Here is a 26513-nt window from a genome sequence, read left to right as displayed (position 1 = left end):
GCAACGCGCGGTACGCTCGATTGTCGCTTCCCGGGCCCGTCGCCCCGCCGGCGCCGGCCCTGGATACGATCGCGGATCACACGCCGACGAGCGTGACATGCGCGGAGTTGCTAAGCCCCGGTGATTGTGCTCTTTTATGACCAATTCGGCGGTGTGACTGCGGGGCCGCAGCGCACGTCGGCAGCACGCTCGGATCAGCGCAACGACGGGAAGCCATGGGCAAGTTTGTCGATCGGGATTATCTGTGGCTGCGCGAAACACCGCAGAAATCGCCGCGTTGGCGGCCCTGGGCGCCGGTCGCCCTGGTGCCGGTGGCAGCCGCCCTGGCCTGGTATCTCACCACCCCGACAGACGCTCCGCCGGCTGACGAGGCCACGGCACCGACGGTGGCACGCGTCCACGTGCAGCCAGTCGAGCCGGCCCATGCGATGCCGGTCAATTTCAGCCGGGCCTTTGATACGGCCCGGGCGCGGCCGCCGGCACGGTCGGTCCAGCTGGCATTCGCGCCCGCCGCCTCGCTGACCCATGGCCCGAATCAGCCGAACGACGCCAAGCCCGACTGGCAACGCGTCACCATCGCCAGCGGCGACACCCTGTCGCTGGCCTTCGCCCGGCACGGGCTGTCGTACATGGATTCACTGCGCATCGCGCACATGCCGCATCTGGGGCACTACTTCACGCGCGGCCTGCAGGCCGGCGACGTGCTCGAGGTGAAGGCCGACGACACCGGCCGTGTCCAGGCAATCCGCTACACGGTCGATGCGTTGCACCATCTCAGCGTGCGTCGCAGCGATGACGGCTTCACCGCGACCCTGGCCGAGCGGTCGGCCGAACACCGACAAACATCGGTCAGCGGCGCGATTCGTCACAGCTTCTATCGGGATGCGCTCGCTGCGGGTCTGACCGACCGGCAGGCCGCCAGCCTGCATGACATCTTTGCACGGGATGTGGATTTCGCCCGCGATATTCAGCCGGGTGACCGCTTCATCGCTGTGTACGACACGCTTTACGACAAGCAAAAGCAGATCGGGACGGGACCCATCGCCGCCGCAGCCCTGATCAACAACGGGCAGGTCATCCGCGCCGTGCGCTACACCGACGACAACGGCCACAGCGAGTACTACCGCCCCAACGGGCGGCCCATGCGCCCGGCATTCGTAAGGGCACCCGTGCAGTACACCCGTATCAGCTCGCCGTTCAATCTCAACCGCATGCATCCGATCCTGCATCGCATCCGCCGCCACGAGGGCACCGATTACGCCGCCCCCGAAGGCGCGCCCATTCATGCCACCGGTGACGGTCGGATCATCTTCCGCGGCCGGCGCGGCGGTTACGGCAACGTGGTGATCATCCGCCACAACCGGCACATCACCATGCGATTCGCGCATATGTCGCGCTTTGCCCGCGGCCTGCACGTCGGCAGCCGGGTGCGGGAAGGCCAGACCATCGGCTATGTCGGCATGACCGGGCTCGCCACCGGCCCGCACGTACACTACGAATTCCGGGTCGACGGCAGACCGCGCAACCCACAAACCGTCCCCCTGCCCGGCGCGCCGCCGCTACAGGGCCATCAACTGGCCGCCTTCAAGGCCCGGGACGCCGCTCTCATCGCAAAACTCGACGACATGACCGATAACGCCCGGGTCCACATGGCCTCAGCCGCGGATTCGCCTTGATGAGCGGCCCTGACTGCTATGTCGGGCTGATGTCCGGCACCAGCGTGGACGCGGTCGACGCGGTCGTGGCCCGCTTCGCCGGCCCGTCCGATCGCCCGGAAATGCTGACCACACATAGCGAAGCGCCGCCGCAGGGCCTGCGCGAGCAACTGTTGACCCTGTCCGACGCCGATCGGCGCGTGAGCCTGCTCGAATTCGGGCGTCTCGATCAGGCGGTCGGACACTGGTTCGCCAGCGCCGCGAACGCGGCCATCGCCAAGGCCGGTTTAACAGCGTCGCAGATCGCCGCGATCGGCAGCCACGGCCAGACCATCTGGCACGCGCCGGACACCGAACCGGCCTTCAGCCTGCAGATCGGCGCTGCCCCGCGTATCGCTGCAGACACGGGCTGTGCCGTCGTTTCCGATTTCCGCAACGCCGATATCGCGCTCGGGGGCCAGGGCGCGCCGCTGGTCTGCGCGTTCCATCGCGCCCTGTTCGCCGCCCCCGATGCCAACCGGGTGGCGGTGAATATCGGCGGCATCGCCAACATCACCCTGCTGCCTAGCGACGCCCACGCCGATCCGACGGCGATCCGCGGCTTCGATACCGGTCCGGGCAATGGCCTCATGGACGCCTGGATCCAGCGTCACCGCGGCCACAGTCACGACGCCGACGGCGCCTGGGCGGCATCGGGGCGCGTCGACGACGAACTGCTGGCGCACCTGCTGGGCGATGACTATTTTCATCGTGAACCGCCCAAGAGCACCGGGCGCGAGTACTTCGGGCTCGACTGGCTGGATCGGCGTGTGGCCACGCTCGGGCGCACACCCACACCGGCGGATGTACAGGCCACCCTGTGCGAACTGACGGCCATCACCGTCGCAGACGCCGTGGACCGGTTCGGCCCGGGCAAGGAGACGCTGTACCTGTGCGGCGGCGGGGTGCACAACCGATATCTGGTGGCACGCATCGCCGCGCTGGCCGCCCCGCGCCCGGTCGAAACCACGGCACAACTGGGCCTTGATCCTGACTGGATCGAGGCCCTCGCATTCGCCTGGCTGGCGCGTCAGCGCCTGCTCGGCCGGCCCGGCAATGCTCCGGGCGTGACCGGAGCAAGCGGGCTGGCGGTGCTGGGCGGCTGGCACGCTGCACCGCCGGCCGCGCCACGGATATAGCCCGACCCTCGTGGCCGGGTCCGCGGCGAAGACGTTCCCGCAGCCGCGGGGCGTGATGGCATCGGGACTGGGATCACGAACTGCGCCGCGCATCCGCGCGGGGCTTGCTCGCGCAAGCCTGAGGGATTTTTATCTCCCCCCATTCGCCTGCGGCGAATCGCCCCCTCAAGGGGGCGAAGGCGCGCAGGTCGGGTTTATACCCCGAACGAGTTGCCGCAGCCGCAGGTGGTTGTAGCGTTCGGATTACGGATCACGAACTGCGCCGCGCATCCGCGCGGGGCTTGCTCGCGCAAGCCTGAGGGATTTTTATCTCCCCCATTCGCCTGCGGCGAATCGCCCCCTCAAGGGGGCGAAGGCGCGCAGGTCGGGTTTATACCCCGAACGAGTTGCCGCAGCCGCAGGTGGTTGTAGCGTTCGGATTACGGATCACGAACTGCGCCGCGCATCCGCGCGGGGCTTGCTCGCGCAAGCCTGAGGGATTTTTATCTCCCCCATTCGCCTGCGGCGAATCGCCCCCTCAAGGGGGCGAAGGCGCGCAGGTCGGGTTTATACCCCGAACGAGTTGCCGCAGCCGCAGGTGGTTGTAGCGTTCGGATTGCGGATCACGAACTGCGCGCCTTCGATCCCATCCGAAAAATCGATTTCGGCGCCCATCAGGTAGAGCACGCTCATCGGGTCGACCAGCAGCGTCACGCCCTGTTTCTCGATCAGCGTATCGCCTTCCTCGATGTTGTCGTCGAAGGTGAAACCATACTGGAAGCCCGAACAACCGCCGCCGGAGACGAACACCCGCAGCTTGAGGGCATCGTTGTCCTCGTCTTCCAGCAGCTCCTTCACCTTGAGGGCGGCCGCGTCAGTGAAGACCAGCGCCGCCTGGTCGGCATCCTGATCGATGGTTTCAGTGGCAGTACTCATAAGCGTTGTCCGTGTCGAACCCGCGATAACTATCATACGACATCAGTGCGATGCGCGGGTTTTCAAGAGATGGCAGAAAAATTTAAGGGACGGGCGCGGTCGCGGTGAGCCCCCGCGTTTCGGGCGCGCCGATCATGAGATTGAAGCACTGCACCGCCTGTCCGGCCGCGCCCTTGACCAGATTGTCGAGAGTCGAGAGCACCACCGCCTGATCGCCTTCGAGCGGGCGATGCACAGCGATGCGGCACATGTTGGTCGCGCGCACATGGCGTGTTTCGGGCGTGCCGCCAGCGGCCAGCACGTCGATGAACGGCTCGTCCGCGTAGGCCTGTTCATACAGCGCCTGCAAATCCACCTCACCGGCCAGGGTCGCATACAGTGTCGCATGGATGCCACGCACCATCGGCACCAGATGCGGAACGAAGGTCAACCCCACGTCGCGCTGCGCCAGCTCACCGAGAAACTGTCGAATCTCCGGCAGATGCCGGTGGCCCGACACGCCATAGGCCTTGAATGAATCGGTGGCCTCGGCAAACAGGAAACCCGGGGCGAGCTTCATGCCAGCGCCGGAGACACCGGTCTTGGCGTCTGCGATCAGCCGGTCGGGGTCCACGATGCCGGCATCCAGCAACGGCTTGAACCCCAGCAGGACCGCGGTCGGATAACAGCCCGGGCAGGCGACCAGATCGGCCGCGGCGATCGCCTCGCGCCGGCCGAGTTCGGGCAGGCCATAAACCGCGCGCTCGATCAGCTCAGGGGCAACATGCTCGGTGTGGTACCACTGCGCCCAGAGTGCGGCGTCGCGCAGGCGGAAATCGGCGGACAGATCGATAACGCGCACGCCGGCCGCGAGCAGCCGCGGAACGTCGTGCATGGCCGCGGCGTGTGGCGTGGCGAAGAACACGACATCGCATTCGTCGAGTGGGCCGGAATCCGGGGTCGCAAAGGCGAGGTCGACCACGCCGCGCAGCTGAGGGTAGGCCTCGGCTACCGGGGTGCCGGCCGCGCTGCGCGAGGTCACGGTCACGATCTCGGCGTCGGGATGGGCCGACAACAGCCGCAGCAGCTCGGCCCCGGCATAACCCGTGCCGCCCACCAGACCTATTTTCTGCCTGCCTGCCATGACGCGATCGCTGTCACCGTGAAAAGTGTAGCCGCATACTACACCCGCAATTCGACGAACCCCAGCCGGGGAGATCGCCAAACCCGTATGCCGCCCAGGTCCCGACTCTCGCATTGGCGCCGGCAAGCCCGGCAGGTCTGGTCCCGCCGCACCGAGCGCTGGCGCAGCCAGCTTGCCGACATCGAAAACACACCGGGACTGGGCTTGCTTTGCCTGATGGGCGCCGCGACCGGGGGCCTGGCGGGCTCGGCGATCCTCGTGCTCTACGGACTGATTCAGGTCCTGCAATGGCCACTGTTCGCGGCCTTCGGCGACCACCAGTCCACGTTCGTGGCATCCGGTCTCGCCTTCCGTCTGACGGCGCCGATTCTCGGCGCACTCGCGCTCGGCCTGCTGGTCGAATGGCGCCGCAAACCGCTCGAGAACGGCATCGTGCACGTGATTGAGCGGCTGATGTATTACCAGGGCCTGCTGCCGCTGCGCGCGGCGCTGGTCGATCTGGCCGCCTCGGCAATCTCCATCGCCACCGGCCAGTCGGTCGGCCGCGAAGGCACGGCGGTGCATGCAGGCGCGTTCACCGGCAGCTGGCTGGCCCGGCGGCTGTCGTTGCCCAATAACAGCGTGCGCACCCTGGTCGGCTGCGGCACGGCCGCCGGTATTGCCGCGTCGTTCAATACCCCGCTGGCGGCCGTAATCTTCGCCATGGAAGTGGTGATGATGGAATACACCATCGCCGGTTTCGCGCCGATCATCCTGGCGGCGGTAACAGGTTCCCTGGTGACATTGAACCTGCCTAACGTACACCCCGGCCTGATCAGCGCCGCCGAGCATTTCCATGCCGCCGAGCTGCCCGCCATGACGGCGATGGGGCTGGCGCTGGGTGCGCTGGGCGGCGGCTTCACCCGCCTGGTCGGTCAGATCGTGCCGCACCTCGCCAAGGTGCGCATCAGCCTGCGCATGGCATCGGCCGGCCTGGTCACGGGCATTCTCGCCACTGTCTTTCCACAGATCATGGGCCTGGGCTTCGACACCGTGAACCGCGCGCTGGACGGCGACTACGGCGCCACCCTATCGCTCGGCATTGGCCTGGCCAAGCTGGTGGCCACGCTGTTCGCCGTCGCCACGGCGATTCCGGGCGGCGTCATCCTGCCGATGTTCGTCTGCGGCGCCGCGCTCGGCAGCGCGTTTGGCACCGCCGCCGCCGGTGTGCTGCCGATCCCGATCAGCGGCCCCGGGCTGTACGCCCTGCTCGGCATCGGCGCGATGATGGCCGCGGTGCTGCAGGCGCCGCTGTCTGCGCTGGTGGCGGTGCTGGAACTGTCCGGGCAGACCGACATGGTGCTGCCGGGCATGCTGGTGATCATTGCCGCGCTGGTCGTCTCGCGCCGGATCGCGGTGTCGGACTCCATATTCCGACTGTTGCTGCGCCGCCGCGGACTGGACTATCGCAACGACCCGGTGTCGCAGTACCTGCGCCGTGCCAGTGTGCTGAATACCATGAACCGACGCTTCCGTGTGCTCGATGCGAAGACCACACGAGGCGCGGTCGCCGACGCGCTCGAGACCGGCATCGACTGGCTGCTGATCCGGCCGTCCGAGGGCCGCGCCCAGCTCATGCGCCCCGACGCGCTCCAACGCATGCTGGCCGAGGACGATGGCGACGCGGACCGCGAAATCGATCTCATGAATATCCCGGCCCGCCGCGCCGATGCCTATCCGATCGACGTCCGCGCGACGCTTCAAGAGGCCTACGATCAGTTCGAATCGACCGAAGCCGAGGCTCTGGTGGTGCAACGCGCGAGCGCGCTCAGCGACCGCCGGCCGACGCCCTACGGCATTCTCACGCCGGATGCGGTGGCCGCGACCTACCGCCGCTGACCGCGACGCGGGGTCGCGGCCGAACCATCGGCGACCAACGGCCGATACAATGGCCCGATCGCCCGAGCCACCCACACGCTGCAGGAGTTACCGCATGCTTTTTCTATGGATCAAGGCCTTCCACGTCACTTTCATGGTGGCCTGGCTCGCCGGGCTGCTCTGTCTGCCCTGGCTGTTCGCCGCGCACGCCGAGGCGCGGGGCACGGCCGACCGCGGTCGATTCAGCGCGCTGGAACGTCAGCTATCGATGCTGATGTCGATTGCCGCACTGGGAACGATTGCGTTCGGTGTCTGGATGCTGGCGATGCTGGGCGGCGGCTGGATCGCCGCCAATGGCTGGTTCCACGCCAAGCTCGCGCTGGTCGTGGTGTTGATCGGCTACCACGGCTGGTGTCAGGTCCAGGCCAAAAAGCTGCGTGAAGAGCGGGCCACCGGGACACCGGCGTTCTATCGCATGATGGGCGCGGTGCCGGCGGTCATTCTGCTGCTGATCATGCTGCTGATCTTCATCAAGCCGTTCTGAGCGCCGCTGCCGACATGAAAAAACCCGCCGCGAGCAACCCGCGGCGGGTTTTCTGCCGGGCCGGCAGAGCCATGCCGTCGCTTATTCGGCGTCCGGCGTCTGGTTGATGTTCGCACCGGTCTGAGACTGCAGGAAGTTCGCTTCACCCATGCTCTTGATCAGGTCGAGCTGAGTTTCGATATAGTCGATATGTTCCTCCTCATCGGAGAGAATCTCGACGAACAGATCGCGCGTGGCGTAATCGCCCGCTTCCTCGCAGACCTTGATGGCCTCCTTGTAGTGGGCGTGGCCCTCGTATTCGGCGGCGAGATCGCATTCGAGCATTTCCTGCGGCTTCTCGCCGATGCGCAGCTTGCCCAGGTCCTGCAGGTTGGGCAGGCCATTGAGGAAGAGGATGCGCTTGATGAAGCGATCCGCGTGCTGCATTTCCTCGATCGACTCGTTGTACTCGTGCTTGCCGAGCTCGAAGAAGCCCATGTCCTCGTACATGCGCGCATGCAGGAAATACTGGTTGATCGCGGTCAGCTCCAGCTTGAGCGCATCCTGCAAGTACTTGATTACGGTCGCATCGCCTTTCATTGCTCGTCCTGTGTCGGCCTGAACTCCAGTCAAGGTTAGCGGAGGTCAGGTTGGCATACAAACGAAGCACGTGTTCGCTGCCGGCCGCCGTGGCGTTGTTGCGATCCGTGCCGGGCAGCCGGCAGGCGTTCCGAAGACGATGAATCAGGCGGTCGCGGCCGCGGGCGCTTCGGCGGCGGCAATGGCCTCCGCGCGGTCGCGCTCCTGGCGACATTCGACGAGCAGGTCACGTGCGCAGGGCGCACAGCGGCCACAGCAACCGGCCACGCCGAGTTTCTGGCGCAGCAAGCGCATGCTGCAGGCGCCTTCGCAATAGGCTTGGCGAATCTGGCAGTCAGTGACCGCGTTGCACACACAAACGTACATGAGCGTTACCTCCGACGCGCAGTACAACGCTAATGAGAATTATTGTCAACTACGAATTTCGGCCCCGTCGCTGCCAGGCGATTTCCCGCCCGCGTGGGATTCGCTGTCGCCCCGGTCAGGAAGCTGCGCCCGTATTCAGATAGCTGGCCAGTTCGTCCAACGCGCGGCGGTAAACCTGGCGTTTGAAGAACACGACTTCATCGACCGGGTGCCAGTAATCGACCCAGCGATAACCGTCGAATTCCGGTTTTTCCGTGGCATCGAAGCGCACGCAGGACTCGGGCGCAAGCAGTTGCAGCATGAACCACTTCTGCTTCTGGCCGATACATAGTGGCTGTCGATGGCGCCGGATATAGCGCTTGGGCAGGCGGTAACGCAACCAACTGCGGGTCGCGCCGACGATCTCCACGTGCTCGGGCCGCAGCCCGACCTCTTCTTCCAGCTCCCGATACAGTGCCGCCCGCGGCGCTTCACCTTCGCGGATACCACCTTGAGGGAATTGCCACGACTGCTGGCCGATGCGCTTGGCCCAGAACACCTTGCCTTGCTGATTGCTCAAGATGATGCCGACGTTCGCTCGGAACCCTTGTGCATCAATCACGACGCCACCCTCGGTAAAACTACTGAATCAATTCTTTCATAAAATCGCAAGAAACGAAAAAACACAGGCTGAATCGACGGAAGCCATGCTTGGCCGGGCGCAATTCTATTGTGCTCTACTTCGGTCGCTTCCCACGGCTCCATGCAGGCGTCATCATTGGATGTCTGCCATTTCATTTCCAGCCGGGGCGCCGACGTGCGACTGACCTTTTTTGATCTCGACAATACGCTGCTCGCTGGCGACAGCGATTATGAATGGGGCCGTTTCCTGGTCGACGAGGACGTGGTCGACCAATCGACGTTCGCACGCGCGAACGACACTTTCAGGGCCCAGTACGAGGCCGGCGTACTGGATATCCATGCGTATCAGCGCTTCGTGCTGCAACCGCTGATCCAGGAGTCGGCGACGCGCATGGCCGCGCTGCGCGAGCGCTTCGTGGCCAGGCGAATCGCGCCGATCGTGGCTCGTCATGCGGCTTCGGCGATCGATTTTCACCGCCAGCGCGGGGATCTGATCGCGATCATTACCGCCACGAATCGATTCGTCACTGAACCGATCGCGCAATTGCTGGCGGTCGAACACCTGATCGCAACCGAGCCGGAGATCGTCGACGGCGCGTATACCGGCGCCATCGCCGGCACCCCGTCTTATCGCGAGGGCAAGATCACGCGCGCCCGCAGTTTCCTGGCGGCGCTGTCCATTCAACCCGAGCACGTGACCTTCTACTCCGATTCACACAACGACCTGCCGCTGATGCGGTGGGCCGACCGCGCGGTCGCGGTCGACCCTGACGAGCGGCTCGCGGCGGCGGCGCATGAAGCCGGCTGGCCGGTGATCAGTCTGCGCGGCGAGACCATGCCGACGCTCGCCTGAGCAGACCTGCCGGTGGACCGATCAACCGCCCGGCGCGTCGCGCTGTTCGTCCCACGCGGCCAGGTAGGGCACAAGCTGCGGCCGGAGCTGCCGATTGGTCGCCATGACAGTGCACGACTCCAGATCGATCGGGCCGCCGCCGAGTTCGGTGACATCGCCCCCCGCCTCGCGCACGATCACGGTGAGCGCGGCGATGTCGAGGATGTTGAGATCCGACTCGATGATCGCGTCGATCGCGCCACTGGCCAGCAAATGGTAGTGGTAGAAATCGCCGTAGCCCCGGATGCGATGGGCGTCGCCGGCCAACTCGCCAATCTTCGCCCAGGCCGGCGACGCGCCGAGCGCGGCGATGTTGCCCAGCGACAGGCTGGCTTCGGCGATCTCGTCGACGGCCGACACATGGATCGGCTCGCCGTTGAGGAACGCACCCTGCCCGCGCGCCGCCCAGGCCATATCGCCGTTACCGAAGGCCGGTGCATTGGATACGCCCACGATCAGTTCGCCCTGGTGCCGCAGCGCGATCTGGGTCGAGAAGAACGGATAACCACGCACGAAGCTCTTGGTGCCGTCAATCGGATCGATCAGCCAGACATAATCGGCGTCGATCGACTCGCGGCCGAGTTCCTCGCCATAAAAGCCATGATCCGGAAACGCGTCCGACAACACGCGCTTGATGGCGCGCTCGCACTCCACGTCGGCGATGGTGACCGGCGATGCATCGGCCTTGCGTTCGACCTCGAAATCGCCGTGATAGTACCGATTGATCACGGCCTCAGCGGCGCGCGCCGCCTCGATCGCGGTCTCCAGATAACGGCTCAGATCCTCAGCCACGGTCTCTCCTTGGTTGAATATAGGGGGCTTATGCTAGGGCTTGGTGCCGTTTCGTGCGACCGACCGACGCGCGCCAGCTGCCGCGCCCTAACGCAGGACGCCCGCCAGCGTGAACGCGGCAAATACGGCGAGCAGAATCAGCACTGCCCGCGAGATCAACGACAGCGCATCGATCAGGGCCTGGTTGAAGCGCTCAGCCGGCATGCCCGCGGCGTCGGTGCCGGTTTCGCCCAGGGCGCCACGCCCCACCGCAGCCAGCAGCCGCCAGCTGGCCACGCCACTGACATGCGTCGTCGCGCGCGCCGTCCGCCAGGCGGCGACCCCGTGCCGCGTCTGGCCGGCGATGGCATAGATCACGGCGACGATGCGCGCGGGGATCCAGGCGGCAATGCCGTGCACGTATTCAGCGACGCGGGCGGTGGCCCGGGTTGCTGGATCGCGCGCAGCCAGGGCCGGCAGCTCGCGCACCAGCCGATAGAACAGCGCCCCGGTCGGCCCGGCAACGAAGAACCACAGCAGCACACCAAGCACGCGTTCGTGCCCCTGCACCAGCACCGCGCCGAGAATGGTCGGCGCCGTGACATCGGCGGAACGGCGCCCGGTCGCCCGTCGGCACAGCGCGATCGCACGCGCCTCGGCTTCGTCGTGGGCCGCCTGGGTGCGCGCGTGGGCCAGCGCATACACGTCTTCCCACAGATCTCTCGGGCCCAGGCTGATCAACAGGCCGGCCAGTCCGAAAAGAAGCTGGGCGCCCAGCCAGAGATGGGTATCGACCGCCCATTGCGCTGCGCCGACGACGATCAGCGGCGGCAGAATGACCGCCACGCCAGCCGGCCGCGCCAGCCAGAGCCGCCCGATGCGGGTGCGCTCGATCAACCGCACGTAGGCCGCGAACGCATTGACCTGCCGCCAGCGCGTGAGCTGGCCCAGCGTGCGCTCGATGAGCAGCGCGACCACGATCACGATCAGATGCATGCGCGATCCAGTAAACGGTTGAAGGCGGCCCAGTCGAATGCCGGCCCGGGATCGGTCTTGCGACCCGGGGCGATATCACCGTGGCCGACGATGCGCGAACGATTCATGCCCGGATAATGAAGCAAAAGCGCGGCGGTGACAGCCGCCAGCCCGCGATACTGGGCGGGCGCGTAGGGGCAGGCGTCGGTCCCCTCCAGCTCGATACCAACGCTGAAATCGTTCACGCGCTCACGGCCATCGAATCGCGACAGGCCCGCATGCCAGGCCCGATCGTCGAAACCAACGTACTGAGTCAGCCGGCCGGTGCGCTCAACCAGCAGGTGCGCGGACACCTGCAGATGCGCAATCCCGGCGTAGAACGGGTGTGCAGCCGGATTCAACGTGTGGCTGAACAGTGCATCGACCTGGCCATGGCCGAAGCGCCCGGGCGGCAGGGTGATCCCGTGGACCACCAGCGTATCCACAGCGATGCCCGCCGGGCGTGCGTCGTGGTTGGGCGAGGCCACACGGCGTACGCCGCACAGCCAGCCGTGCTGGTCAATCCGCAGTCGGGTGCCGGGTTTGTCCATCAGAAATAAGCCTGAATGCCGAAATCCACGCGCAGACCATCACTTATCCGGGTGTTTTCATAGCCGACGGTGGAACGAAAAGCGAAATTATTCACGATCGGCACCTGTGCGCCGAGCGTCGCCCAGCCATAGTGCCCATCCGCGCCGGCGGCGTATTGCAGCCAGCCGGCCTCGGCCTTGAACTGGACAGCCGGCACGGGATAAGCCAGCAGTCCGGCGCTGCCGCCGGCGCCCAGCGCCCACGCCGGCTGCAATCCCGGATTGGCGTCGAAGGACATCAGGCCGAAGGTATAACCGATCAGATCGCGCCCGCCCCAGGCCAGCCCCGGCCCGCCCTGCAAGTAGTAACCGAGATCATTGCGCGCATCGGTGAACACATGGGCCGACGGCCGGCGCCGCAGGCCGGTATCGACCGTGAACGAGACCGGTTTGAACCAGGCATTGCGCGGTGACAACGAAGTAATCGACAGCAAACGCATGTCGTCGAGCCGGACGCGACCGTCGCTCGGATCCAGGCGCAGCCCGATGTCGGCGAAATCGATCGCCGCCCCGCGCGTGTAACCGCCCGGATTGTCGAGCAGATCGTGATAGGCGGGCCGGATACGAAAGCCGAGCGAAAAACGGCCGTCGGCATACACGCCCGAGGCATTCACGCGCAGCGAGCGATGCCCGTCCTCGGGCGAGATCTTCGGCGCCGGCACGCGTCCGAATGGCGAACGACGCGGAATCGAGGCGCGCACGGCGAGAATGTGATTGGCATAGTCGCGCCCGGACCGGCCGGGCACCGCCGCCTTCACTTCCTTGCTCGACAACTGGTAGTTCAACGCGTCGTAGGCGACTTCCAGCACCGCCGCCCGACGTTCCGGCTTCAGCGCCTGCACGGCCGGCGCATCCGGCGCGAGTTCGCGCCGCGAGATCCGGCGCGCCAACGCCTGCGCCGCCGGCGAGAGTTGCTCGGTCTCCCAGCGCAGCGTCGTTTCCATCGACGGCCGATAGGTCGCCGGCCCCATCAGACCGGGGACATCCGCCAGCGACCGGATCGTATCGGATGGAATCGCATACCAGTTGTACTGGCGCGTCAGATGCAGATGCGGCCGGGCGACATCGAGCAGGCTCAACAGCTGGTAAGCGCAGTTCTTGTTCAGGAAGTAGTAGACGAAATGGACGTGGTCCATCTCCCAGACATGGTCGACCAGACGCGACAGCTGCGCCCGGGTCAGGTTCAGCGGATACGACCAGACATCGCGATTCTCGATCCAGGCGTATTGCTTGACCTTCTTGTAATACGGAAACAGGCCGAACACACCGGGATAGCCACCGGTCAGCCCCTTCCAGACGAACCCGAGGCCACGCTTGCCCTGCGGCGCGGCCGCCGCGAAATTCACCGCGTACGACAACAACTCGGTCCCCGGGCCCTTGCGGGACGAATCGATGCGCAACAGCGTATGGCCGAACATCGACGAGGGACTGTTCGGAAACGCGGTGGGAAAAACCAGGCTCGCCGAAGACGGTGCGATCAAGGCGCGCCAGCGACGATAACCGGGGCAGTCGTGGACCGGCAGATGCGAAGTATCGATATCCAGCGCCTTGACCAGGAACTTGCGGCGCGCGACGAACAGGCAGTACGCCGGCAACTGACGCGGGCCGATCGGCCGCTTCGAGAACAACCCGGCCAGCGTGGCGCCGAGTTCCGCCGCCGGGTCGGTGCGGCCGTCGGCGGCCAGAAAGAACCAACTGGAGGCCACTTCGCTGTGGACGCCGCCGTGCAGCCAGTTCGGTTCGTAATGCAACAGCGCATGCCATTCGTCGGTCGCCGCCAGGTGCGCGCTCGCGGCGCGCGCCTGGAGCCGTTGCAGTTCGCCGCCCGGCACCTGCGCGGCGACGGTGCCGGCAACCAGTGACAGCACGGCAAACAGCGTCGCTGCCACGCCCTGCCGACACCGCCGCCCGAGGCGCACCGCAGTCGTCACTTTCAACCGACCGACCGCCGATCGATCGAGCGCTGAAGCCGGCGGACCACAGCGCACCATGCATCCGCTTGGCGCGTTCGCGGGGCGACGCGCGGCGGATCGCGACGAGTCGGGGGTGGCGCGCGATGCCGCGCCGGCAAGGCCGGCAACAGGCCCTAGTCGTTGCCCGGGGTCTGGGCGTCGAAATCGCCCAGCGGCCGGGTAAAGGTATACTTGGCCGGCTCAGCGACCAGACGTTCGCGTGCCTTGTCGGTGTTATGCCCGAGCAGCGAGAACGGCAGGGAGACGATGAACAACCCGGTGCCTGCCACCGTGGCCACCAGACTCAACGGGCGTACCACCGCAGCGTCGAAAGTCATGGCGGCGGCCGAGGGTGTGGCGGCATCATCGTTGCCCGCCGCCAACGCTGGGGTCGCGACCACCAGCGACAGGGCGACGACGCTTGCGACAAACGCGCGCCGGATCAGGAGAATAGACATGTGGCGACCCCCGGAGTGCTGCACAACTGGAAGATTAGGCGCTGGTGCCATTTCATACAAGCCCGTCAATTCGATCGAGCCTTGGGATCCCTCATGACCGCGCGCGAAGTCTATCTGGCCGCCGATCCAGTCAACGCCGAGATCGTCAAGGACATGCTCGTTGATCGGGGGATTCCCGCCCACGTTCGTCGCCAGCATCTCTGGGGCGGCATGGGCGAGCTGCCGGCCAACGTCTATCCCCAGGTCTGGATCGATAACCCGGCCGATTTCGAACGTGCGCGTGCGCTGGTGACCGCGTTCGAGCGGGGCCCGGTGGAGGGCGGTCGGGCATGGCACTGCCCTGGCTGCGGCGAAACCGTCGAGGGCCAGTTCAACGCCTGCTGGCACTGCCAGCATCCTCGCCCGCACCCATGCACCTGATCCTGCATCGACCCGAGATCCCGCCCAACACCGGCAACGTGATCCGGCTTGCCGTCAATATCGGCGCCGAGCTGCATCTGATCCATCCGCTGGGATTCTCGATCGACGACAAGCATCTGCGCCGCGCCGGGCTGGATTATCGTGAACGCGCCGTGATTCGCGAATGGCCGGACTACGACAGCTGGCGCACCGCCCATCCCGACAACCGCGTGTTCGCCGCCACCAAGCGCGGCAACATGCGCTACGACCGCCTGCGCTATCGCGCCGACGACGCGTTGTTGTTCGGCTGCGAAACCAAGGGGTTGCCCGCCGAGCGAGTGAACGCCGCGGATGCCGCGATCTATCTGCCCATGCAGCCCGGCAATCGCAGTCTGAACCTGTCGAACAGCGTCGCGGTGATCGCCTTCGAGGCCTGGCGCCAGCTCGGCTTCGCCTGAGCGGTCGCGCCTCAGGCCTTCGCGCCCGGGTCCAGCACTTCCCAGCCGGCGTTGTCCGCCTCGGCCGAGAGCTTGCGGTCGGGCGCGACCGCCACTGCCTGCCCCACCATGCGGAACAGATAGGCATCGTTGATCGAATCACCGAAGGCGACGGCGTCGGCCAGCGGCAACCCGGCCCGGCTCGCCAGGGTCTCCGCCGCGTCGATCTTGGTCGGCCCGTAGGGGTGGCGCCGCGGCGGCGCCGGGGTGAAGCGGCCATTCCGGGTACAGCAGGCCGCCCCGATGCAGAGTTCGATATCGAGCGCTTCGCCGAGTGCGTCGGCCAGAAACTGGGGCGTACCGGACAGCAGCACCACGGTGTCGCCGGCCGCCTGATGCGCCTTGAGGCGCTCGACCGCCGGCGCATGCAGCACCGGCACGAGCACGTCGGCCACGAACCGACGTGCGAGTTCGACAATATGCCCGTATTCGTGGCCCGAGAGATAGGCCTTGTTCTTCTGCATCACATGCTTGCCGAAGCGCGGCAGGTAACGCAGCGCGAACCCGGCGAAGGCCAGCAACTGGCGCGGCCCGAGTGCGCCCACCTGCCAAAGATAGCGCGCAAAGCGCATCTCCGAAGAGGCCCCCGGCACGAGCGTGCCATCGATGTCGAAGATGACCAGACGCATGTCAGCCTCTTTGTGCGGCAGGCCGCTCATTCACGCAGAACTCCACGATCACCGGCAGACCGCGGGCGACGCAGATCGCCGCCGAGGCCCAGGCCAGCACCAGACCGGTCGCCGACAGCGCACCGCCCCAGGCTGCCCAGAATTCGGGCGCAATCGCCGGGAACGGCTGCCAGAGCAGTATCCAGGCAAAGGTCACGGCCTTGAGCACGGCATAGAAGCCGCGCATGAAACGCCCGGCGACCAGGAAACGACCGATGGGCGACTGCATCATGTCGAACGCCGCCGTGCCGCTCGCCGCCCCCTTGCTGCGGATGGCGTCGACCAGGTTGCCGCGAATGATGAACAGCAGCGGCACCCAGACCCCGATGAAGCCCAGATGCGCAAGCACCACCCACAGCACCGTTTCCACGATGCGATCGATGGCGATATCGAAAGTGGCGCCGAACAGCGTTTCCTCGTTGAAACGCCGTGCGACCCAGCCATCCACGCCGTCGAGCGCGATGATCAGAATCGTGAGCGGCGCATTGACCAGCTGCAACGCGGGAACGCCCGAGTAGACGATGCCCAACAGCAGGAACAGCAACAGAAAACGCCCGAAAGTGACCCAGTTCGCCATATGCCCGTTTATGTCTCGCCGGGACTGGTCGATATATTGCACCGTGCCGTTGGGGCGAGGGCGCATCGACCGCCCCCGGGGCGGTGCTTCGTTTTCGATTCCTCGGCCATGCCCGCGCTGAACGCCGGCCGCACGATTTCACGATCCTGTCATACATATTCTACATGAGCGGCGCGTGCCAAGGGTTAGCACGGCTGCCTCCGAATCGGCGTGCGTACCGGCGTCAGCACCAGACGCGGGCGTCGAACGCGACCGAATCGCCGTGCCGACGCCCGCTGCCGGCCCATCGCTGTTCCGGGGCGTTCATCCCGGCAGATTGCGCCCGGGTCCGCTCCCGGAGCCCGGCGGCACCCGGCCATCTCGATCACCGGCAGCAACGCGGCAGCGGCACTGGCGCTGGCCCTCGACCGCCATATGGCGACGGCCGTGCGCCCCTATTCGGCCTCGGATCGAGACGGGCGATCGGTCAGCCGGCGCGCCGCGGCCTGCGGCGAATCGCCTTCGTGGAGCACGCGATACGCCTGCGCCGCGATCGGCATGTCGATGCCGTGCGCCTGGGCCATGCGGTGCACCTCGCGTGCCGCCCGCACGCCTTCGACCACCTGGCCGATCCGCGCCTCGGCCGTGGGCACGTCATCGCCGGCCGCCAGCGCCAGGCCCATGCGACGATTGCGCGACTGATCATCGCTGCAGGTCAGCAGCAGATCGCCCAGACCGGCCATGCCGGTCAGCGTATCGCGGCGGCCGCCGAGTTCCACGCCCAGGCGCATCATCTCCGACAGCCCGCGCGTGATCAGCAGTGCGCGGGCGTTGGCGCCGTAGCCCAGGCCATCCGACATGCCGACCGCGATCGCCAACACGTTCTTCACCGCGCCGCCCACGCCGACGCCGATCACGTCGCTCGAGGTATAGACCCGGAACACGCCGTCGTGGAACGCTCGCGCCATGTCGGCGGCCAATGCCGGGTCGGCCGAGGCGATGGTGACCGCGGTCGGCAGGCCCCGCCCCACCTCACCGGCGAAGCTCGGCCCCGACAGCACGCCGGTGGCGCGGGCAGCGCCCAGCACCGCGGTGGCGACCTCGTGCGGCAACAGGGCCGTATCGGGTTCCAGCCCCTTGGTCGCCCAGAGCACGCGCTGGTGCGGGGCCAGGCATGGCGCCAGCGCTTCCAGACCGGCCCGCAGCGCATGGCTGGGCAGCACGACCACGACATCGTCCGCGCCGTCGATCGCCGCGGCCAGATCGGCCACCGGCTCCAGCGTGGGCGGAAACGTCACATGGGGCAGGTAACGCGCGTTGATGCGCGTCCCGGCCATGGTCTCGATCGCCGCGGCGTCGCGGCCCCACAGGCGCACGGCATGGCCGCGCCGTGCCAGCTGGACCGCCAGCGCCGTGCCCCAGGAACCGGCGCCGACGACGGCGAAACAACGCGGCAGAGCCACCGACACGATCAGGCCTGCAGAAACGCCTAGTGCGTCGCCTGGCTGGCGTCGCTGGGCGTGCCGTCCTCGCTCGCCCGATGCTGGGCATACAGCAGGTCGAAGTTCACCGGCTGCAGCAGGAAGTGCGGAAAGCCCGCACGCTGCACCATGTCGCCCACCGACTCGCGGATATAGGGAAACAGGATCGACGGGCAGTAGGCGCCGAGCACATGATCGCGCTCATCGTCGGCCGAAAAGCCCTCGAGCTGGAACACGCCGGCCTGCTGCACCTCGACGATATAGGCCGTGCGCTCGCCCTGCTTGGCGGTGACCGTCACGGTCAGAACCACCTGATGCGTCTCCTCGGACAGAGACTGAATCTGCGTGTTCAGATCGACGTTGACCTCGGGGTTGTACTCCTCGGTGAACACGCGCGGGCCATCCGGCACCTCGATCGAGGCATCGCGGATGTATATCTTCTGCAGACCGACCTGGCGCTGGGCCTCGGTCTGTTCGGTCTGGCTGTCATTATCTTCGGCCATGATCCCTCCTGTGGGGCGCGAATGCGCGCCGCTTATTTACTGGTGACCGGCAGACCGTCGGCCCGCCAGCCGTTGATGCCACCCTTGAGCGCATAAACCCGGGTATAGCCCTTGGCCCGCAACTTGGCCGCAGCCGCCGGCGCCGCATTGCCGGCGCCGCAATAGACGATAATCGGCTTGTTCGGGTCGCGCGAGATTTCCTTGGCACGCTCGGCGATGCCGGCGGCGGGCACATGCTTGGCGTTGAGAATATGATGCTTCTTGTATTCCGACGACGAGCGCGTATCGACCACGACCGCGTCGTCACTGTTCATCAGCCGTACCGCCTCTCCTGACGAAATCGGCCCGCTGCCGGACAACGCCCGCCAGACCTCATTCGCGATGAAGGCGATGACGATGACGCCCAGCGCGGCCCAGAGAAACGGATGATGGACGACGAATTCCAGCAACTGATTCATAAACGATGTGCCGAGTCTCAATATATGCGTGCCCGAGGCGCGCGGACGGCGGGCCCGCGCGGGGTGAAGATCGCCCGGAACCCGGGCGTCGGCCGGGGATTATTGCATAGTCCGCCGCCCCCTGACCCGCACGCGGCCGCTTGTCTTACAATCGCCCGATGCGGTTGACCCACGTGCTCGGCGCACTATTGCTTGCGCTGTCCATTCTTGCCCCGGCGGCCGGCCTGGCCGACGGCGACTCGCGCGCCGCCCATGCCCGCGCCGAACTCTCGGCCTTGCGCGATCGCATCGCCAAGGTGCGCAAGCAGATCGCCTCCGACTCGAATCAGCGCAGCGACCTGTCGGACGCGCTGGCCAAGGCGCAATCGCGCATCAGCGCGACGCGCAAGCGGCTGGACACGCTCGACCACGCCATCGCCGAACACAAGAAACGCATCGCCCGCCTGAAAAAACAGCGCGACGCCGAACGCGACAATCTATCCGGCGAACTCGAGACGCTGCGCGCCCAGGTGCGCTCAGCCTACGAGACCGGCCGCATGAGCCGGATGCGCCTGCTGCTCTCGGGGGCGGCGCCCGATCGCATCGGCCGCATGCTGAATTACTACCAGTATTTTTCCGATGCGCAGAGCCGGCAGGTCGCGCACCTCAAGACCGTGCTCACGCGCCTCGCCTCGAAGCAGCAATCGCTGGAAAACGAACGCTCACAACTCGCCGACCAGCGCGCCGAGCGCGCCCGGACGCTGGATTCGCTGGAAGCCACCGAAAAGAAACAGAAGGCCACGCTGGCCGCGCTCGACCGACAGCTGTCATCGCACAAATCAACCCTGTCGGACATGCGCGACCAGGAACACCAACTCAAGAAACTGCTCGATTCGGTGCAGAACCAACTGTCGAACCTGCCACCGGTGCCCTCGGGCGTGCCCTTCTATAAACTCAAGGGCCGCATGCATCCGCCGGTGGCGGCCAAATCCGTGCTCGCGCGCTACGGCCAGACCAAGAACGGCGGCCCGCTGCACTGGCAGGGCGATTGGTTCGCCGCCGCGCAGGGGACGCCGGTGCACGCGGTCGCCGGGGGCCGGGTCGTCTACGTCGGTTACATGAAAGGCTATGGCCTGATCGTGATCATCGATCACGGCCACGGCTATTATTCGTTGTACGGGCATGCCGCGGCGAGTTATGTCGACGTCGGCGACGCGGTATCCACTGGCCAGCCGATCGCCACCGCCGGGCATAGTGGCGGCCACGACAAGAACGGCATCTACTTCGAGATCCGCCACGGCCAGGACCCGGTCAATCCGAGCCGCTGGCTGGCGGGCTGATTGGCGCGAGACCGCCGTATGCTATCGTCGACAGCCGTCGCCGCAGGCCGAGCCCGGCACCGGACCGAACCGACCGACCCGAGCCTGTCGAGCGCCTGACCGAACGCCTTCGGCAGCCGGAACCGACTGACACGACACTGGAAAAAGACATGGACCCCAAACTGCGCGGCGCATCCCTGATCGTGCTCGGCGTGATCGTCGGCACGGTCATCACGATCGGAGAGAACAGTTTCGCCGACAGCGCGCCCGGGGCGGCCGATGTCCAGAGCCTGCAAAAGGCCAGTGATGCCAGCCAGGCCAATCAGAAGCTGCCGTTGTCGGAACTGCGCAAGTTCGTCGCAATCATGCACCAGGTCAAACAGGGCTACGTCGAGAAGGTGTCGGACAAGACACTCCTGGACAACGCCCTGCACGGCATGGTCGACCGACTGGACCCGCACTCGGCCTATCTCGATCCGGACCAGTACAAGCAGCTCACGGTGTCCACCTCCGGCCAGTTCGGCGGGATCGGCGTGAAGGTGCAGATGGAAAACGGCTATCTGCAGGTGATCTCGCCGATCGACGACACCCCGGCTTCCCGGGCCGGCATCCAGCCCGGCGACATGATCATTCGCATCGACGACAAGCCGGTCAAGGGTATGTCGATGATCGACTCCGTGCACGCGATGCGCGGCAAGCCGGGCAGCAAGATCTCGCTGACCATTCTGCGTGATGGCCACGACAAACCGATCCATCTGCACCTGCAACGCGCCGATATCCAGGTCGCGAGCGTGAAGTCGCACATGCTGGCCCCGGGCTATGGCTACATCCGCATCAGCCAGTTCACCGACGGCACCGCCAAGGGCATGAACAAGGCGCTGGCCCATCTCAAGAAACAGGCCGACGGCCCGCTCAAGGGCGTCGTGCTCGACCTGCGCAACAACCCCGGCGGCGTGCTCAACGCCGCGGTCGACGTTTCCAACGACTTCGTCGGCAGCGGCACCATCGTCTCGATCCAGGGGCGCGCCGCCGATACCGAGCACAAGTTCAAGGCCACCGCGGGCGACAAACTCAACGGCGCGCCGATGGTGGTCCTGGTGAACCAGGGCACGGCCTCGGCCGCCGAGATCGTATCCGGCGCCCTGCAGGACGATCATCGCGCGGTCATCATGGGCACCCAGACCTTCGGCAAGGGCTCGGTGCAGACCGTCCTGCCGCTCAACGACGGCTCGGCGCTCAAACTCACCACCGCACGCTACTACACCCCGTCGGGCCGCTCGATCCAGGCCGAGGGCATCACGCCCGACATCAAGCTGGCACCGGTCAAGATCACGCCGGCCCAGGCCAGCGGCGGCTTCGGCTATACCGAGGCCGACCTGCCCGGCGCGCTCAAGAATACCGGCGCGGAAGCCGGCGCCGGCCCGGCGGCCAATAACGCCAACAACGACGCCGACAACAGCAGCGATACCGGCAAGGGCAAGGGCAACGACTCGAAACCCGAGTCGCAGAGCGACACGGGCGCCAAATCGTCCGATACCGGCGGGGACGCAGCCAGCACGCACGCTGCCGACTCCGGAAACCACGGCAACGCCGACCAGCCCCACTCCGGCAAGCCACTGGTGGAAAAGGACTACGGTGTCTATGAAGCCCTGAACCTGCTCAAGGGGCTCAACACGCTCAATCAGAACCAGACGCGGGGGGCGAAGCCGAGCCGGCCGATGGCCGGGCAGGCCCACAACAGCGCCCAGCACGATGGCAAGGCGACCGCGGCCGGCTCTTAGAACCGATGCCAACAGGGTAGCGCGCACGGCAGCGCTCGCCCGGGGTAACGCGGCCGCGTGGTCGCGCGGCGGCGTTGCCTTATCTCGACGGGCGCGGCTTACCGTGCCAGGCCTTGGCCCAGCTGATCATGCCGGCCAACCCGGTGATGATGGCCATCCACACCGGCAACGGCGGATAAGCCAGCTCCGCGGCCGAGACCACGACCAGACCGGTGCCCACCAGCGTCCAGCGCATGGCCCGCCGGGCAGTACGCAGTTCGTAGGTGATCTCGGTCAGCGCGGCTTCCAGCTGGTGTGCACCGGGCGCCTCGCCGGCACGGGTGCGGCGTACCAACGTGCTCACCAGATCGGGCAGGCCGTCCACGATCTGCGGCAACTGCTGCCGGATGCGTTCGGCCGCGATGCGCGGATCGGCCCGGCGACGCATCCATTCCTCCAGAATCGGCTTGGCCGTCGCCCACAGATCGAGCTGCGGATACAGATCGCGCCCCAAACCCTCGACATTGAGCACCGTCTTCTGCAGTAGCACGAGCTGCGGCTGGACCTGATAACGATAACGCCGGGCGATCTTGAACAGGCGCACCAGGAACAACCCGAAGGAGATCTCGGCCAGCGGCTTGTTCATGATCGGCTCGGAGACTGTGCGAATCGCGCCCTCGAAATCCTCGATGCGGGTATCCGCCGGCATCCAGCCGGATTCCACGTGCAGCTCGGCGATGCGCCGGTAATCCTGATTGAAGAAGGCCAGGAAATTCTCGGCCAGATAACGCTGGTCGTCGGCCGTTAGCGTGCCGACGATGCCGAAATCCAGGCCCACGTAACGCGGGCGCCCGGGATTGTCGGTCTGCACGAAGATGTTGCCGGGGTGCATGTCGGCATGAAAGAAATTATCGCGAAAGACTTGCTTGAAGAAGATCTCCACGCCGCGCTCGGCCAGCACCTTGAAATCCACGCCGGCCGCGACGAGCGTATCGACGTCGTCGATCGGCACGCCTTCCATGCGCTCCATCACCAGCACCGACTCGGTGCTGTAGTCGAAATAGATGGTCGGATGCACGATCAGGTCCGAGCCGTGCCAGTTGCGCCCGAGCTGGCTGGCGTTGGCACCTTCGCGCATCAGGTCCAGTTCGTCGTGGATGATGCGATCGTATTCGGCCACGATCTCCACCGGGCGCAGGCGCTCGGCTTCCGGATGGAAGCGCGCGGCCATCTTCGCCAGCGTGTAGAGCACCGCGATATCGCGCGCCACGCGCGCGTGAACCTCCGGGCGCAGCACCTTAACCACCACGGCCGCGCCGCGCGTCTCGCCCTCGGCCGGATGCAGGCGTGCGGCGTGCACCTGGGCGATCGAGGCTGCAGCCATCGGCTGTTCGTCGAACTCGGCGAAGAAGCGTCCCAGATCGTGGCCATAGGCCGCCTCGATCAACGCGCGCGCCTCGGCACCCGCGAACGGCGGCACATCGTCCTGCAGCTTCGAAAGCTCCTCGGCCATGCCGTCGGGCAGCAGGTCGCGGCGCGTCGACAGGGTCTGGCCGAACTTGATGAACACCGGCCCGAGCGCTTCCAGCGCCAGCCGCAGGCGCACCGCCACCGGCTGGTCGAAGTGCTTCGGCTTGCCGACCAGCCAGGTCGGCGCATTGTCGCCGAACAGTTCGCCCAGGCCATAGCGGCGCATCGTGCGCAGGATTTCCAGCACACGCCGGGATTGTCCGAGCATCAGCGTCGCCGCTCCAGTCTCTTGATTCGGGCGGCGGTGCGCTCCACCTCGTCGCGAAACGCCGCGACTTCGCCGGCCAGTTTCTCGTGCTCCCAGGCGCCGACGACGTCGCGGGTTTCCTCGCGCAGATACTCGGCCGTCTGCGCCGGCAGCTCGCGCCGCAGGCGCGAGAACAGCCCGGCCGCGCCCTTCGCGCCCTGCTCGAGAAAACGCCCGACCACCGGCCCGAAGCGCTGATCCAGCAGATCGCCGAGATCGAAATCCACGCCCGAGAACAGATCCGCGAACTGCTGGGCGATGCCGATATCGCCCTCGATGCGCAGACCGCCCCCGGTGAGCCCCTCGCGGCCGCCGGAAAAGAACACGCGGGCGAACACGGTGGAGCGCCCGGTCAGGCGCACGTCCGGCTCGCCTTCGGGCGAACCCGCGACCTGCAGGCCGTGCCGCTCGCCGATGAAGGTGACCGCCAGGCCCAGATCGGCGAAACACACGGTCAGCGAATGCCCGGACAGCGCCGCCGCGCGTTCGAGCGCGGTCGCGTCGGCGCCGATATAGCGATTGAGCGCCATTTCGGCGGCGGCCCGCGCCGGCCCCGGCAGGCCGCGAAACTCACCCGCCGGGCTCATGGCGCGTAACCGCGATGCACAGCGACGATGCCGCCGGTGAGATTGTGATAACCGCAGCGCACGAAACCCGCTTCCCCCATCATCGACTTCAGCGTGTCCTGATCGGGATGCATGCGGATCGATTCGGCCAGATAGCGATAAGCCGCCTCGTCGCGCGCCACGTTCTTGCCCAGCCACGGCAGCACCGAAAACGAATACACATCGTAGAGCCGCCCCAGACCCGGCACTGCCGGCTTGGAGAATTCGAGCACGATGGTGCGCCCGCCCGGTTTGGTCACGCGCGCCATCTCGTTGAGCGCGCCCTGCTTGTCGGTGACATTGCGTAGGCCAAAGCCGATGGTCACGCAGTCGAAGGCATCGTCGGCGAACGGCAATTTCTCCGCATTGGCCAGGCAATAATCGACGTTCGAGACCAGCCCACGCTCGATCATCCGGTCGCGGCCATTGGAGAGCATGGCGTGGTTGATGTCGGACATCAGCACCCGGCCGGAGGCGCCGACCTTGCGGGCGAAACCGGCCGCGAGATCGCCGGTCCCGCTGGCCAGATCGAGCACGCGCTCGCCCGGGCGGACCGCCGCCAGACTGATCGTGAACCGCTTCCATGCCCGATGGACGCCCATCGACATGAGATCGTTCATGATGTCGTAGTTGTCGGCCACCGAATCGAACACCGCGCCCACGCGCTGGGCCTTGGCGCCGCGCGGCACGCGTTCGTAGCCGAAATCGATGGTGTCGGAATCGTCCGACGGCGGCTGTCGGGAATCGACCATGGCCGGATGCGGTCAGTTGGGCGTGGCGGCAAGCTTACCGCACTGGCGGGCGTGGCGGCCAAGCATGCGCCGTTGGTACCGGCTTCGTTGTTCTGCGTCGGCGTGCGATAGCGTGAGCGGTTGGCAGGTGCCCGCACATCGCCCGGTGACGCATCCGGTTCGCAGAGAGGCGCCCGGGGCGCGTCGACACCAGCGAACGACCACCTCGTGCGACCGTTCCGCGTGAGGCAGCGGGCCGCACGCCCCGGCCGGCCCCGAGGCACAGGCTCGAGTGACGGCTTGCGTTCGTGCTCGCCAACTCGCGCCTCGGCTAGTACATTGCGTCCAGAGTCGCGCCCGGGCCGCCGCAATCACCGGGCCGAGCCGTTATTGTCATCACCGGAGCCCTGCATGACCATCGCCGTTTTCAAGCGCCTGGCCGCCGTGGCCGGCGCCGGACTGCTTGCCACCACCCTCGCCGCCAGCGCCCAGCCGACCCAGAAACCAGCGACAAGTGACCTGCCGCCGGTGCTCGCCAAGGCGGTCAAAAACGGCTCGCTCACGGTCGATCGGCAGTTCAAGACCGATGTCCCGGGCGTGACCGGCTATGTGCTGGAGAAAGACGGCCAGCATCAGATTGTCTATGGCGACCATGGTTATCTGTTCATGGGCCAGCTGGTCTCGCCCGAGGGCAAGAACATGTCGGCGCAGTACACCGACAAGTACGTGCCCAAGCCGGATGTGGGCAAGGTGGTCGATCAGCTCAAGAAAACCGGGCATCTGGTTCAGCAGGGCCCGGATGATGCGCCGGTGATCTATGTCTTCGCCGACCCCAACTGCATCTATTGTCATCGCTTCTACCAGCAGGCCGAATCGCTGGTCAAAGCCGGCAAGTTGCAGTTGCAGTGGGCCCTGGTCGGTTTTCTCAAGTCATCGAGCATGGGCCGCGCGGCCGCGATCCTGTCGGCCAAGGACCCGGTCAAGGCGCTGGTGGAAAATGAGAACGGGTTCAACGAGGATTCCGAAGAAGGCGGTATCAAGCCGGTCGCTTCGCCCTCGGCCAAACTCAAGCACGTGATCAACCGCCACTACAAGCAGATGTCGTCGGCCGGCGGCAACGGCACACCGACGCTGCTGTACAAGCAAGACGGCCACTGGGCGGCCAAGATCGGCGCACCGGGCAAGGCCTGGCTCAAGAATTACATCGACCACCAGAGCTGACCGCCTTAGGGCCTGTTGCCGTGGACGACCGGCCTGAATTGCCG

The 26513-nt window shown here is 66.3% G+C and carries 28 protein-coding genes and 1 pseudogene; 10 read left to right on the top strand and 19 right to left on the bottom strand.

From position 1 onward, the window contains the following. The first annotated feature begins 215 nt into the window (after positions 1-215). Both SALB1_RS08320 and SALB1_RS08315 read left to right on the top strand, forming a co-directional pair. Complete coding sequence (locus tag SALB1_RS08320) at positions 216-1676, top strand: OapA family protein (protein WP_109993438.1); 1461 nt, start codon at positions 216-218, stop codon at positions 1674-1676. Further along, positions 1676-2833, top strand: a complete 1158-nt coding sequence (locus tag SALB1_RS08315; protein WP_109993437.1) for an anhydro-N-acetylmuramic acid kinase — start codon at positions 1676-1678, stop codon at positions 2831-2833. Before SALB1_RS08320 ends, SALB1_RS08315 begins: the two co-directional genes overlap by 1 nt. 370 nt (positions 2834-3203) lie before the next feature. Here the strand turns inward: SALB1_RS08315 and SALB1_RS19870 are convergent. The 3 genes and pseudogenes from SALB1_RS19870 to argC all read right to left on the bottom strand — a co-directional run. Continuing rightward, positions 3204-3272, bottom strand: a pseudogene (locus SALB1_RS19870) (iron-sulfur cluster insertion protein ErpA); the annotation flags it as partial. 107 nt (positions 3273-3379) lie between these two features. Continuing rightward, on the bottom strand, positions 3380-3748 hold the full coding sequence (erpA, locus tag SALB1_RS08300; RefSeq protein WP_109993436.1) for an iron-sulfur cluster insertion protein ErpA: 369 nt from the start codon (positions 3746-3748) through the stop codon (positions 3380-3382). 82 nt (positions 3749-3830) lie between these two features. Then, positions 3831-4871, bottom strand: coding sequence for an N-acetyl-gamma-glutamyl-phosphate reductase (argC, locus tag SALB1_RS08295; RefSeq protein WP_109993435.1), 1041 nt, complete (start codon positions 4869-4871; stop codon positions 3831-3833). Between the two features lie 87 nt (positions 4872-4958). Between argC and SALB1_RS08290 the strand changes: the two genes are divergently transcribed. After that, positions 4959-6749: a chloride channel protein gene (locus tag SALB1_RS08290; RefSeq protein ID WP_158590684.1), complete on the top strand. Its 1791-nt coding sequence runs from the start codon at positions 4959-4961 to the stop codon at positions 6747-6749. A gap of 94 nt (positions 6750-6843) precedes the next feature. Beyond that, entirely contained in the window at positions 6844-7272 is a 429-nt protein-coding gene (locus tag SALB1_RS08285) for a CopD family protein (protein WP_109993433.1), read from the top strand. A gap of 81 nt (positions 7273-7353) precedes the next feature. Here SALB1_RS08285 and bfr read toward each other — a convergent pair whose 3' ends face one another. From bfr to SALB1_RS08270, 3 genes are all read right to left on the bottom strand, one after another. After that, positions 7354-7851, bottom strand: coding sequence for a bacterioferritin (bfr, locus tag SALB1_RS08280; protein WP_109993432.1), 498 nt, complete (start codon positions 7849-7851; stop codon positions 7354-7356). 144 nt (positions 7852-7995) lie between these two features. Continuing rightward, positions 7996-8217 carry a (2Fe-2S)-binding protein gene (locus SALB1_RS08275; RefSeq protein ID WP_109993431.1) on the bottom strand — a complete coding sequence of 74 codons (222 nt, stop codon included), beginning with the start codon at positions 8215-8217 and terminating at the stop codon, positions 7996-7998. Positions 8218-8332: 115 nt separating this feature from the next. Then, on the bottom strand, positions 8333-8818 hold the full coding sequence (locus tag SALB1_RS08270; protein ID WP_109993430.1) for an RNA pyrophosphohydrolase: 486 nt from the start codon (positions 8816-8818) through the stop codon (positions 8333-8335). Positions 8819-9013: 195 nt separating this feature from the next. On the opposite strand from SALB1_RS08270, the gene SALB1_RS08265 reads away from it, so the two are divergent. Then, entirely contained in the window at positions 9014-9691 is a 678-nt protein-coding gene (locus SALB1_RS08265; RefSeq protein WP_109995345.1) for an HAD family phosphatase, read from the top strand. Between the two features lie 21 nt (positions 9692-9712). On the opposite strand, the gene SALB1_RS08260 is transcribed toward SALB1_RS08265, so the two are convergent. The 5 genes from SALB1_RS08260 to SALB1_RS08240 form a co-directional block, all read right to left on the bottom strand. After that, a complete protein-coding gene (locus SALB1_RS08260; protein ID WP_255414527.1) occupies positions 9713-10522 on the bottom strand; it encodes an inositol monophosphatase family protein in 810 nt (269 codons plus the stop codon). Positions 10523-10609: 87 nt separating this feature from the next. Further along, positions 10610-11497, bottom strand: a complete 888-nt coding sequence (gene ampE / locus SALB1_RS08255; RefSeq protein WP_109993429.1) for a regulatory signaling modulator protein AmpE — start codon at positions 11495-11497, stop codon at positions 10610-10612. Next, complete coding sequence (gene ampD / locus SALB1_RS08250; RefSeq protein ID WP_199678734.1) at positions 11488-12066, bottom strand: 1,6-anhydro-N-acetylmuramyl-L-alanine amidase AmpD; 579 nt, start codon at positions 12064-12066, stop codon at positions 11488-11490. The genes ampE and ampD overlap by 10 nt, the downstream gene beginning before the upstream one ends. Further along, positions 12066-13994: a DUF4105 domain-containing protein gene (locus tag SALB1_RS08245; RefSeq protein ID WP_158590683.1), complete on the bottom strand. Its 1929-nt coding sequence runs from the start codon at positions 13992-13994 to the stop codon at positions 12066-12068. The genes ampD and SALB1_RS08245 overlap by 1 nt, the downstream gene beginning before the upstream one ends. A gap of 197 nt (positions 13995-14191) precedes the next feature. Continuing rightward, on the bottom strand, positions 14192-14515 hold the full coding sequence (locus tag SALB1_RS08240) for a hypothetical protein (RefSeq protein WP_109993427.1): 324 nt from the start codon (positions 14513-14515) through the stop codon (positions 14192-14194). Positions 14516-14608: 93 nt separating this feature from the next. Between SALB1_RS08240 and SALB1_RS08235 the strand changes: the two genes are divergently transcribed. After that, a complete protein-coding gene (locus SALB1_RS08235; protein ID WP_109993426.1) occupies positions 14609-14935 on the top strand; it encodes a DUF2007 domain-containing protein in 327 nt (108 codons plus the stop codon). Beyond that, a complete protein-coding gene (locus SALB1_RS08230; RefSeq protein WP_109993425.1) occupies positions 14926-15372 on the top strand; it encodes a tRNA (cytidine(34)-2'-O)-methyltransferase in 447 nt (148 codons plus the stop codon). Before SALB1_RS08235 ends, SALB1_RS08230 begins: the two co-directional genes overlap by 10 nt. An 11-nt stretch (positions 15373-15383) precedes the next feature. Here SALB1_RS08230 and SALB1_RS08225 read toward each other — a convergent pair whose 3' ends face one another. The 5 genes from SALB1_RS08225 to SALB1_RS08205 form a co-directional block, all read right to left on the bottom strand. Beyond that, complete coding sequence (locus SALB1_RS08225; protein WP_158590682.1) at positions 15384-16040, bottom strand: HAD family phosphatase; 657 nt, start codon at positions 16038-16040, stop codon at positions 15384-15386. 1 nt (position 16041) lies between these two features. After that, on the bottom strand, positions 16042-16656 hold the full coding sequence (locus tag SALB1_RS08220; protein WP_158590681.1) for a CDP-alcohol phosphatidyltransferase family protein: 615 nt from the start codon (positions 16654-16656) through the stop codon (positions 16042-16044). A 434-nt stretch (positions 16657-17090) separates the two neighbouring features. Beyond that, positions 17091-18098, bottom strand: coding sequence for an NAD(P)H-dependent glycerol-3-phosphate dehydrogenase (locus SALB1_RS08215; RefSeq protein ID WP_109993422.1), 1008 nt, complete (start codon positions 18096-18098; stop codon positions 17091-17093). 26 nt (positions 18099-18124) lie between these two features. Beyond that, positions 18125-18619, bottom strand: a complete 495-nt coding sequence (secB, locus tag SALB1_RS08210) for a protein-export chaperone SecB (protein ID WP_109993421.1) — start codon at positions 18617-18619, stop codon at positions 18125-18127. A gap of 32 nt (positions 18620-18651) precedes the next feature. Next, positions 18652-19077: a rhodanese-like domain-containing protein gene (locus SALB1_RS08205; protein ID WP_109993420.1), complete on the bottom strand. Its 426-nt coding sequence runs from the start codon at positions 19075-19077 to the stop codon at positions 18652-18654. Between the two features lie 158 nt (positions 19078-19235). Between SALB1_RS08205 and SALB1_RS08200 the strand changes: the two genes are divergently transcribed. Next, positions 19236-20396 carry a murein hydrolase activator EnvC gene (locus SALB1_RS08200; protein ID WP_109993419.1) on the top strand — a complete coding sequence of 387 codons (1161 nt, stop codon included), beginning with the start codon at positions 19236-19238 and terminating at the stop codon, positions 20394-20396. A gap of 149 nt (positions 20397-20545) precedes the next feature. Further along, the gene (locus SALB1_RS08195; RefSeq protein WP_109993418.1) at positions 20546-22156 is read left to right on the top strand and encodes a S41 family peptidase; all 1611 of its coding nucleotides are present in this window, start codon (positions 20546-20548) and stop codon (positions 22154-22156) included. 79 nt (positions 22157-22235) lie between these two features. Here SALB1_RS08195 and ubiB read toward each other — a convergent pair whose 3' ends face one another. Genes ubiB through ubiE form a run of 3 tightly spaced genes read right to left on the bottom strand, consistent with a single transcriptional unit; the run spans position 22236 to position 25269 of the window. Continuing rightward, positions 22236-23873 carry a ubiquinone biosynthesis regulatory protein kinase UbiB gene (gene ubiB / locus SALB1_RS08190; RefSeq protein ID WP_109993417.1) on the bottom strand — a complete coding sequence of 546 codons (1638 nt, stop codon included), beginning with the start codon at positions 23871-23873 and terminating at the stop codon, positions 22236-22238. Then, positions 23873-24499 carry an SCP2 domain-containing protein gene (locus tag SALB1_RS08185; RefSeq protein ID WP_109993416.1) on the bottom strand — a complete coding sequence of 209 codons (627 nt, stop codon included), beginning with the start codon at positions 24497-24499 and terminating at the stop codon, positions 23873-23875. Before SALB1_RS08185 ends, ubiB begins: the two co-directional genes overlap by 1 nt. Then, positions 24496-25269 (bottom strand): bifunctional demethylmenaquinone methyltransferase/2-methoxy-6-polyprenyl-1,4-benzoquinol methylase UbiE, encoded by a 774-nt coding sequence (gene ubiE / locus SALB1_RS08180; RefSeq protein WP_109993415.1) that lies wholly within the window; start codon positions 25267-25269, stop codon positions 24496-24498. The genes SALB1_RS08185 and ubiE overlap by 4 nt, the downstream gene beginning before the upstream one ends. A 390-nt stretch (positions 25270-25659) precedes the next feature. Between ubiE and dsbG the strand changes: the two genes are divergently transcribed. Beyond that, positions 25660-26469 (top strand): thiol:disulfide interchange protein DsbG, encoded by an 810-nt coding sequence (dsbG, locus tag SALB1_RS08175; RefSeq protein ID WP_109993414.1) that lies wholly within the window; start codon positions 25660-25662, stop codon positions 26467-26469. The last annotated feature ends 44 nt before the right edge of the window (positions 26470-26513 follow it).

Origin of the sequence: Salinisphaera sp. LB1 (genome assembly GCF_003177035.1) — a bacterium.
Taxonomy (GTDB): Bacteria; Pseudomonadota; Gammaproteobacteria; order Nevskiales; family Salinisphaeraceae; genus Salinisphaera.
This window is presented reverse-complemented; position numbering and strand designations above follow the sequence as displayed.

Bases quoted from the DNA above. Each gene is read 5' to 3' on its own strand.
- SALB1_RS08320 (WP_109993438.1), top strand. From the start codon at position 216: ATGGGCAAGTTTGTCGATCGGGATTATCTGTGGCTGCGCGAAACACCG.
- SALB1_RS08315 (WP_109993437.1), top strand. From the start codon at position 1,676: ATGAGCGGCCCTGACTGCTATGTCGGGCTGATGTCCGGCACCAGCGTG.
- erpA (WP_109993436.1), bottom strand. From the start codon at position 3,748: ATGAGTACTGCCACTGAAACCATCGATCAGGATGCCGACCAGGCGGCG.
- argC (WP_109993435.1), bottom strand. From the start codon at position 4,871: ATGGCAGGCAGGCAGAAAATAGGTCTGGTGGGCGGCACGGGTTATGCC.
- SALB1_RS08290 (WP_158590684.1), top strand. From the start codon at position 4,959: ATGCCGCCCAGGTCCCGACTCTCGCATTGGCGCCGGCAAGCCCGGCAG.
- SALB1_RS08285 (WP_109993433.1), top strand. From the start codon at position 6,844: ATGCTTTTTCTATGGATCAAGGCCTTCCACGTCACTTTCATGGTGGCC.
- bfr (WP_109993432.1), bottom strand. From the start codon at position 7,851: ATGAAAGGCGATGCGACCGTAATCAAGTACTTGCAGGATGCGCTCAAG.
- SALB1_RS08275 (WP_109993431.1), bottom strand. From the start codon at position 8,217: ATGTACGTTTGTGTGTGCAACGCGGTCACTGACTGCCAGATTCGCCAA.
- ampE (WP_109993429.1), bottom strand. From the start codon at position 11,497: ATGCATCTGATCGTGATCGTGGTCGCGCTGCTCATCGAGCGCACGCTG.
- ampD (WP_199678734.1), bottom strand. From the start codon at position 12,066: ATGGACAAACCCGGCACCCGACTGCGGATTGACCAGCACGGCTGGCTG.
- SALB1_RS08240 (WP_109993427.1), bottom strand. From the start codon at position 14,515: ATGTCTATTCTCCTGATCCGGCGCGCGTTTGTCGCAAGCGTCGTCGCC.
- SALB1_RS08235 (WP_109993426.1), top strand. From the start codon at position 14,609: ATGACCGCGCGCGAAGTCTATCTGGCCGCCGATCCAGTCAACGCCGAG.
- SALB1_RS08230 (WP_109993425.1), top strand. From the start codon at position 14,926: ATGCACCTGATCCTGCATCGACCCGAGATCCCGCCCAACACCGGCAAC.
- SALB1_RS08225 (WP_158590682.1), bottom strand. From the start codon at position 16,040: ATGCGTCTGGTCATCTTCGACATCGATGGCACGCTCGTGCCGGGGGCC.
- SALB1_RS08220 (WP_158590681.1), bottom strand. From the start codon at position 16,656: ATGGCGAACTGGGTCACTTTCGGGCGTTTTCTGTTGCTGTTCCTGCTG.
- secB (WP_109993421.1), bottom strand. From the start codon at position 18,619: ATGGCCGAAGATAATGACAGCCAGACCGAACAGACCGAGGCCCAGCGC.
- SALB1_RS08205 (WP_109993420.1), bottom strand. From the start codon at position 19,077: ATGAATCAGTTGCTGGAATTCGTCGTCCATCATCCGTTTCTCTGGGCC.
- SALB1_RS08200 (WP_109993419.1), top strand. From the start codon at position 19,236: ATGCGGTTGACCCACGTGCTCGGCGCACTATTGCTTGCGCTGTCCATT.
- SALB1_RS08195 (WP_109993418.1), top strand. From the start codon at position 20,546: ATGGACCCCAAACTGCGCGGCGCATCCCTGATCGTGCTCGGCGTGATC.
- ubiB (WP_109993417.1), bottom strand. From the start codon at position 23,873: ATGCTCGGACAATCCCGGCGTGTGCTGGAAATCCTGCGCACGATGCGC.
- SALB1_RS08185 (WP_109993416.1), bottom strand. From the start codon at position 24,499: ATGAGCCCGGCGGGTGAGTTTCGCGGCCTGCCGGGGCCGGCGCGGGCC.
- ubiE (WP_109993415.1), bottom strand. From the start codon at position 25,269: ATGGTCGATTCCCGACAGCCGCCGTCGGACGATTCCGACACCATCGAT.
- dsbG (WP_109993414.1), top strand. From the start codon at position 25,660: ATGACCATCGCCGTTTTCAAGCGCCTGGCCGCCGTGGCCGGCGCCGGA.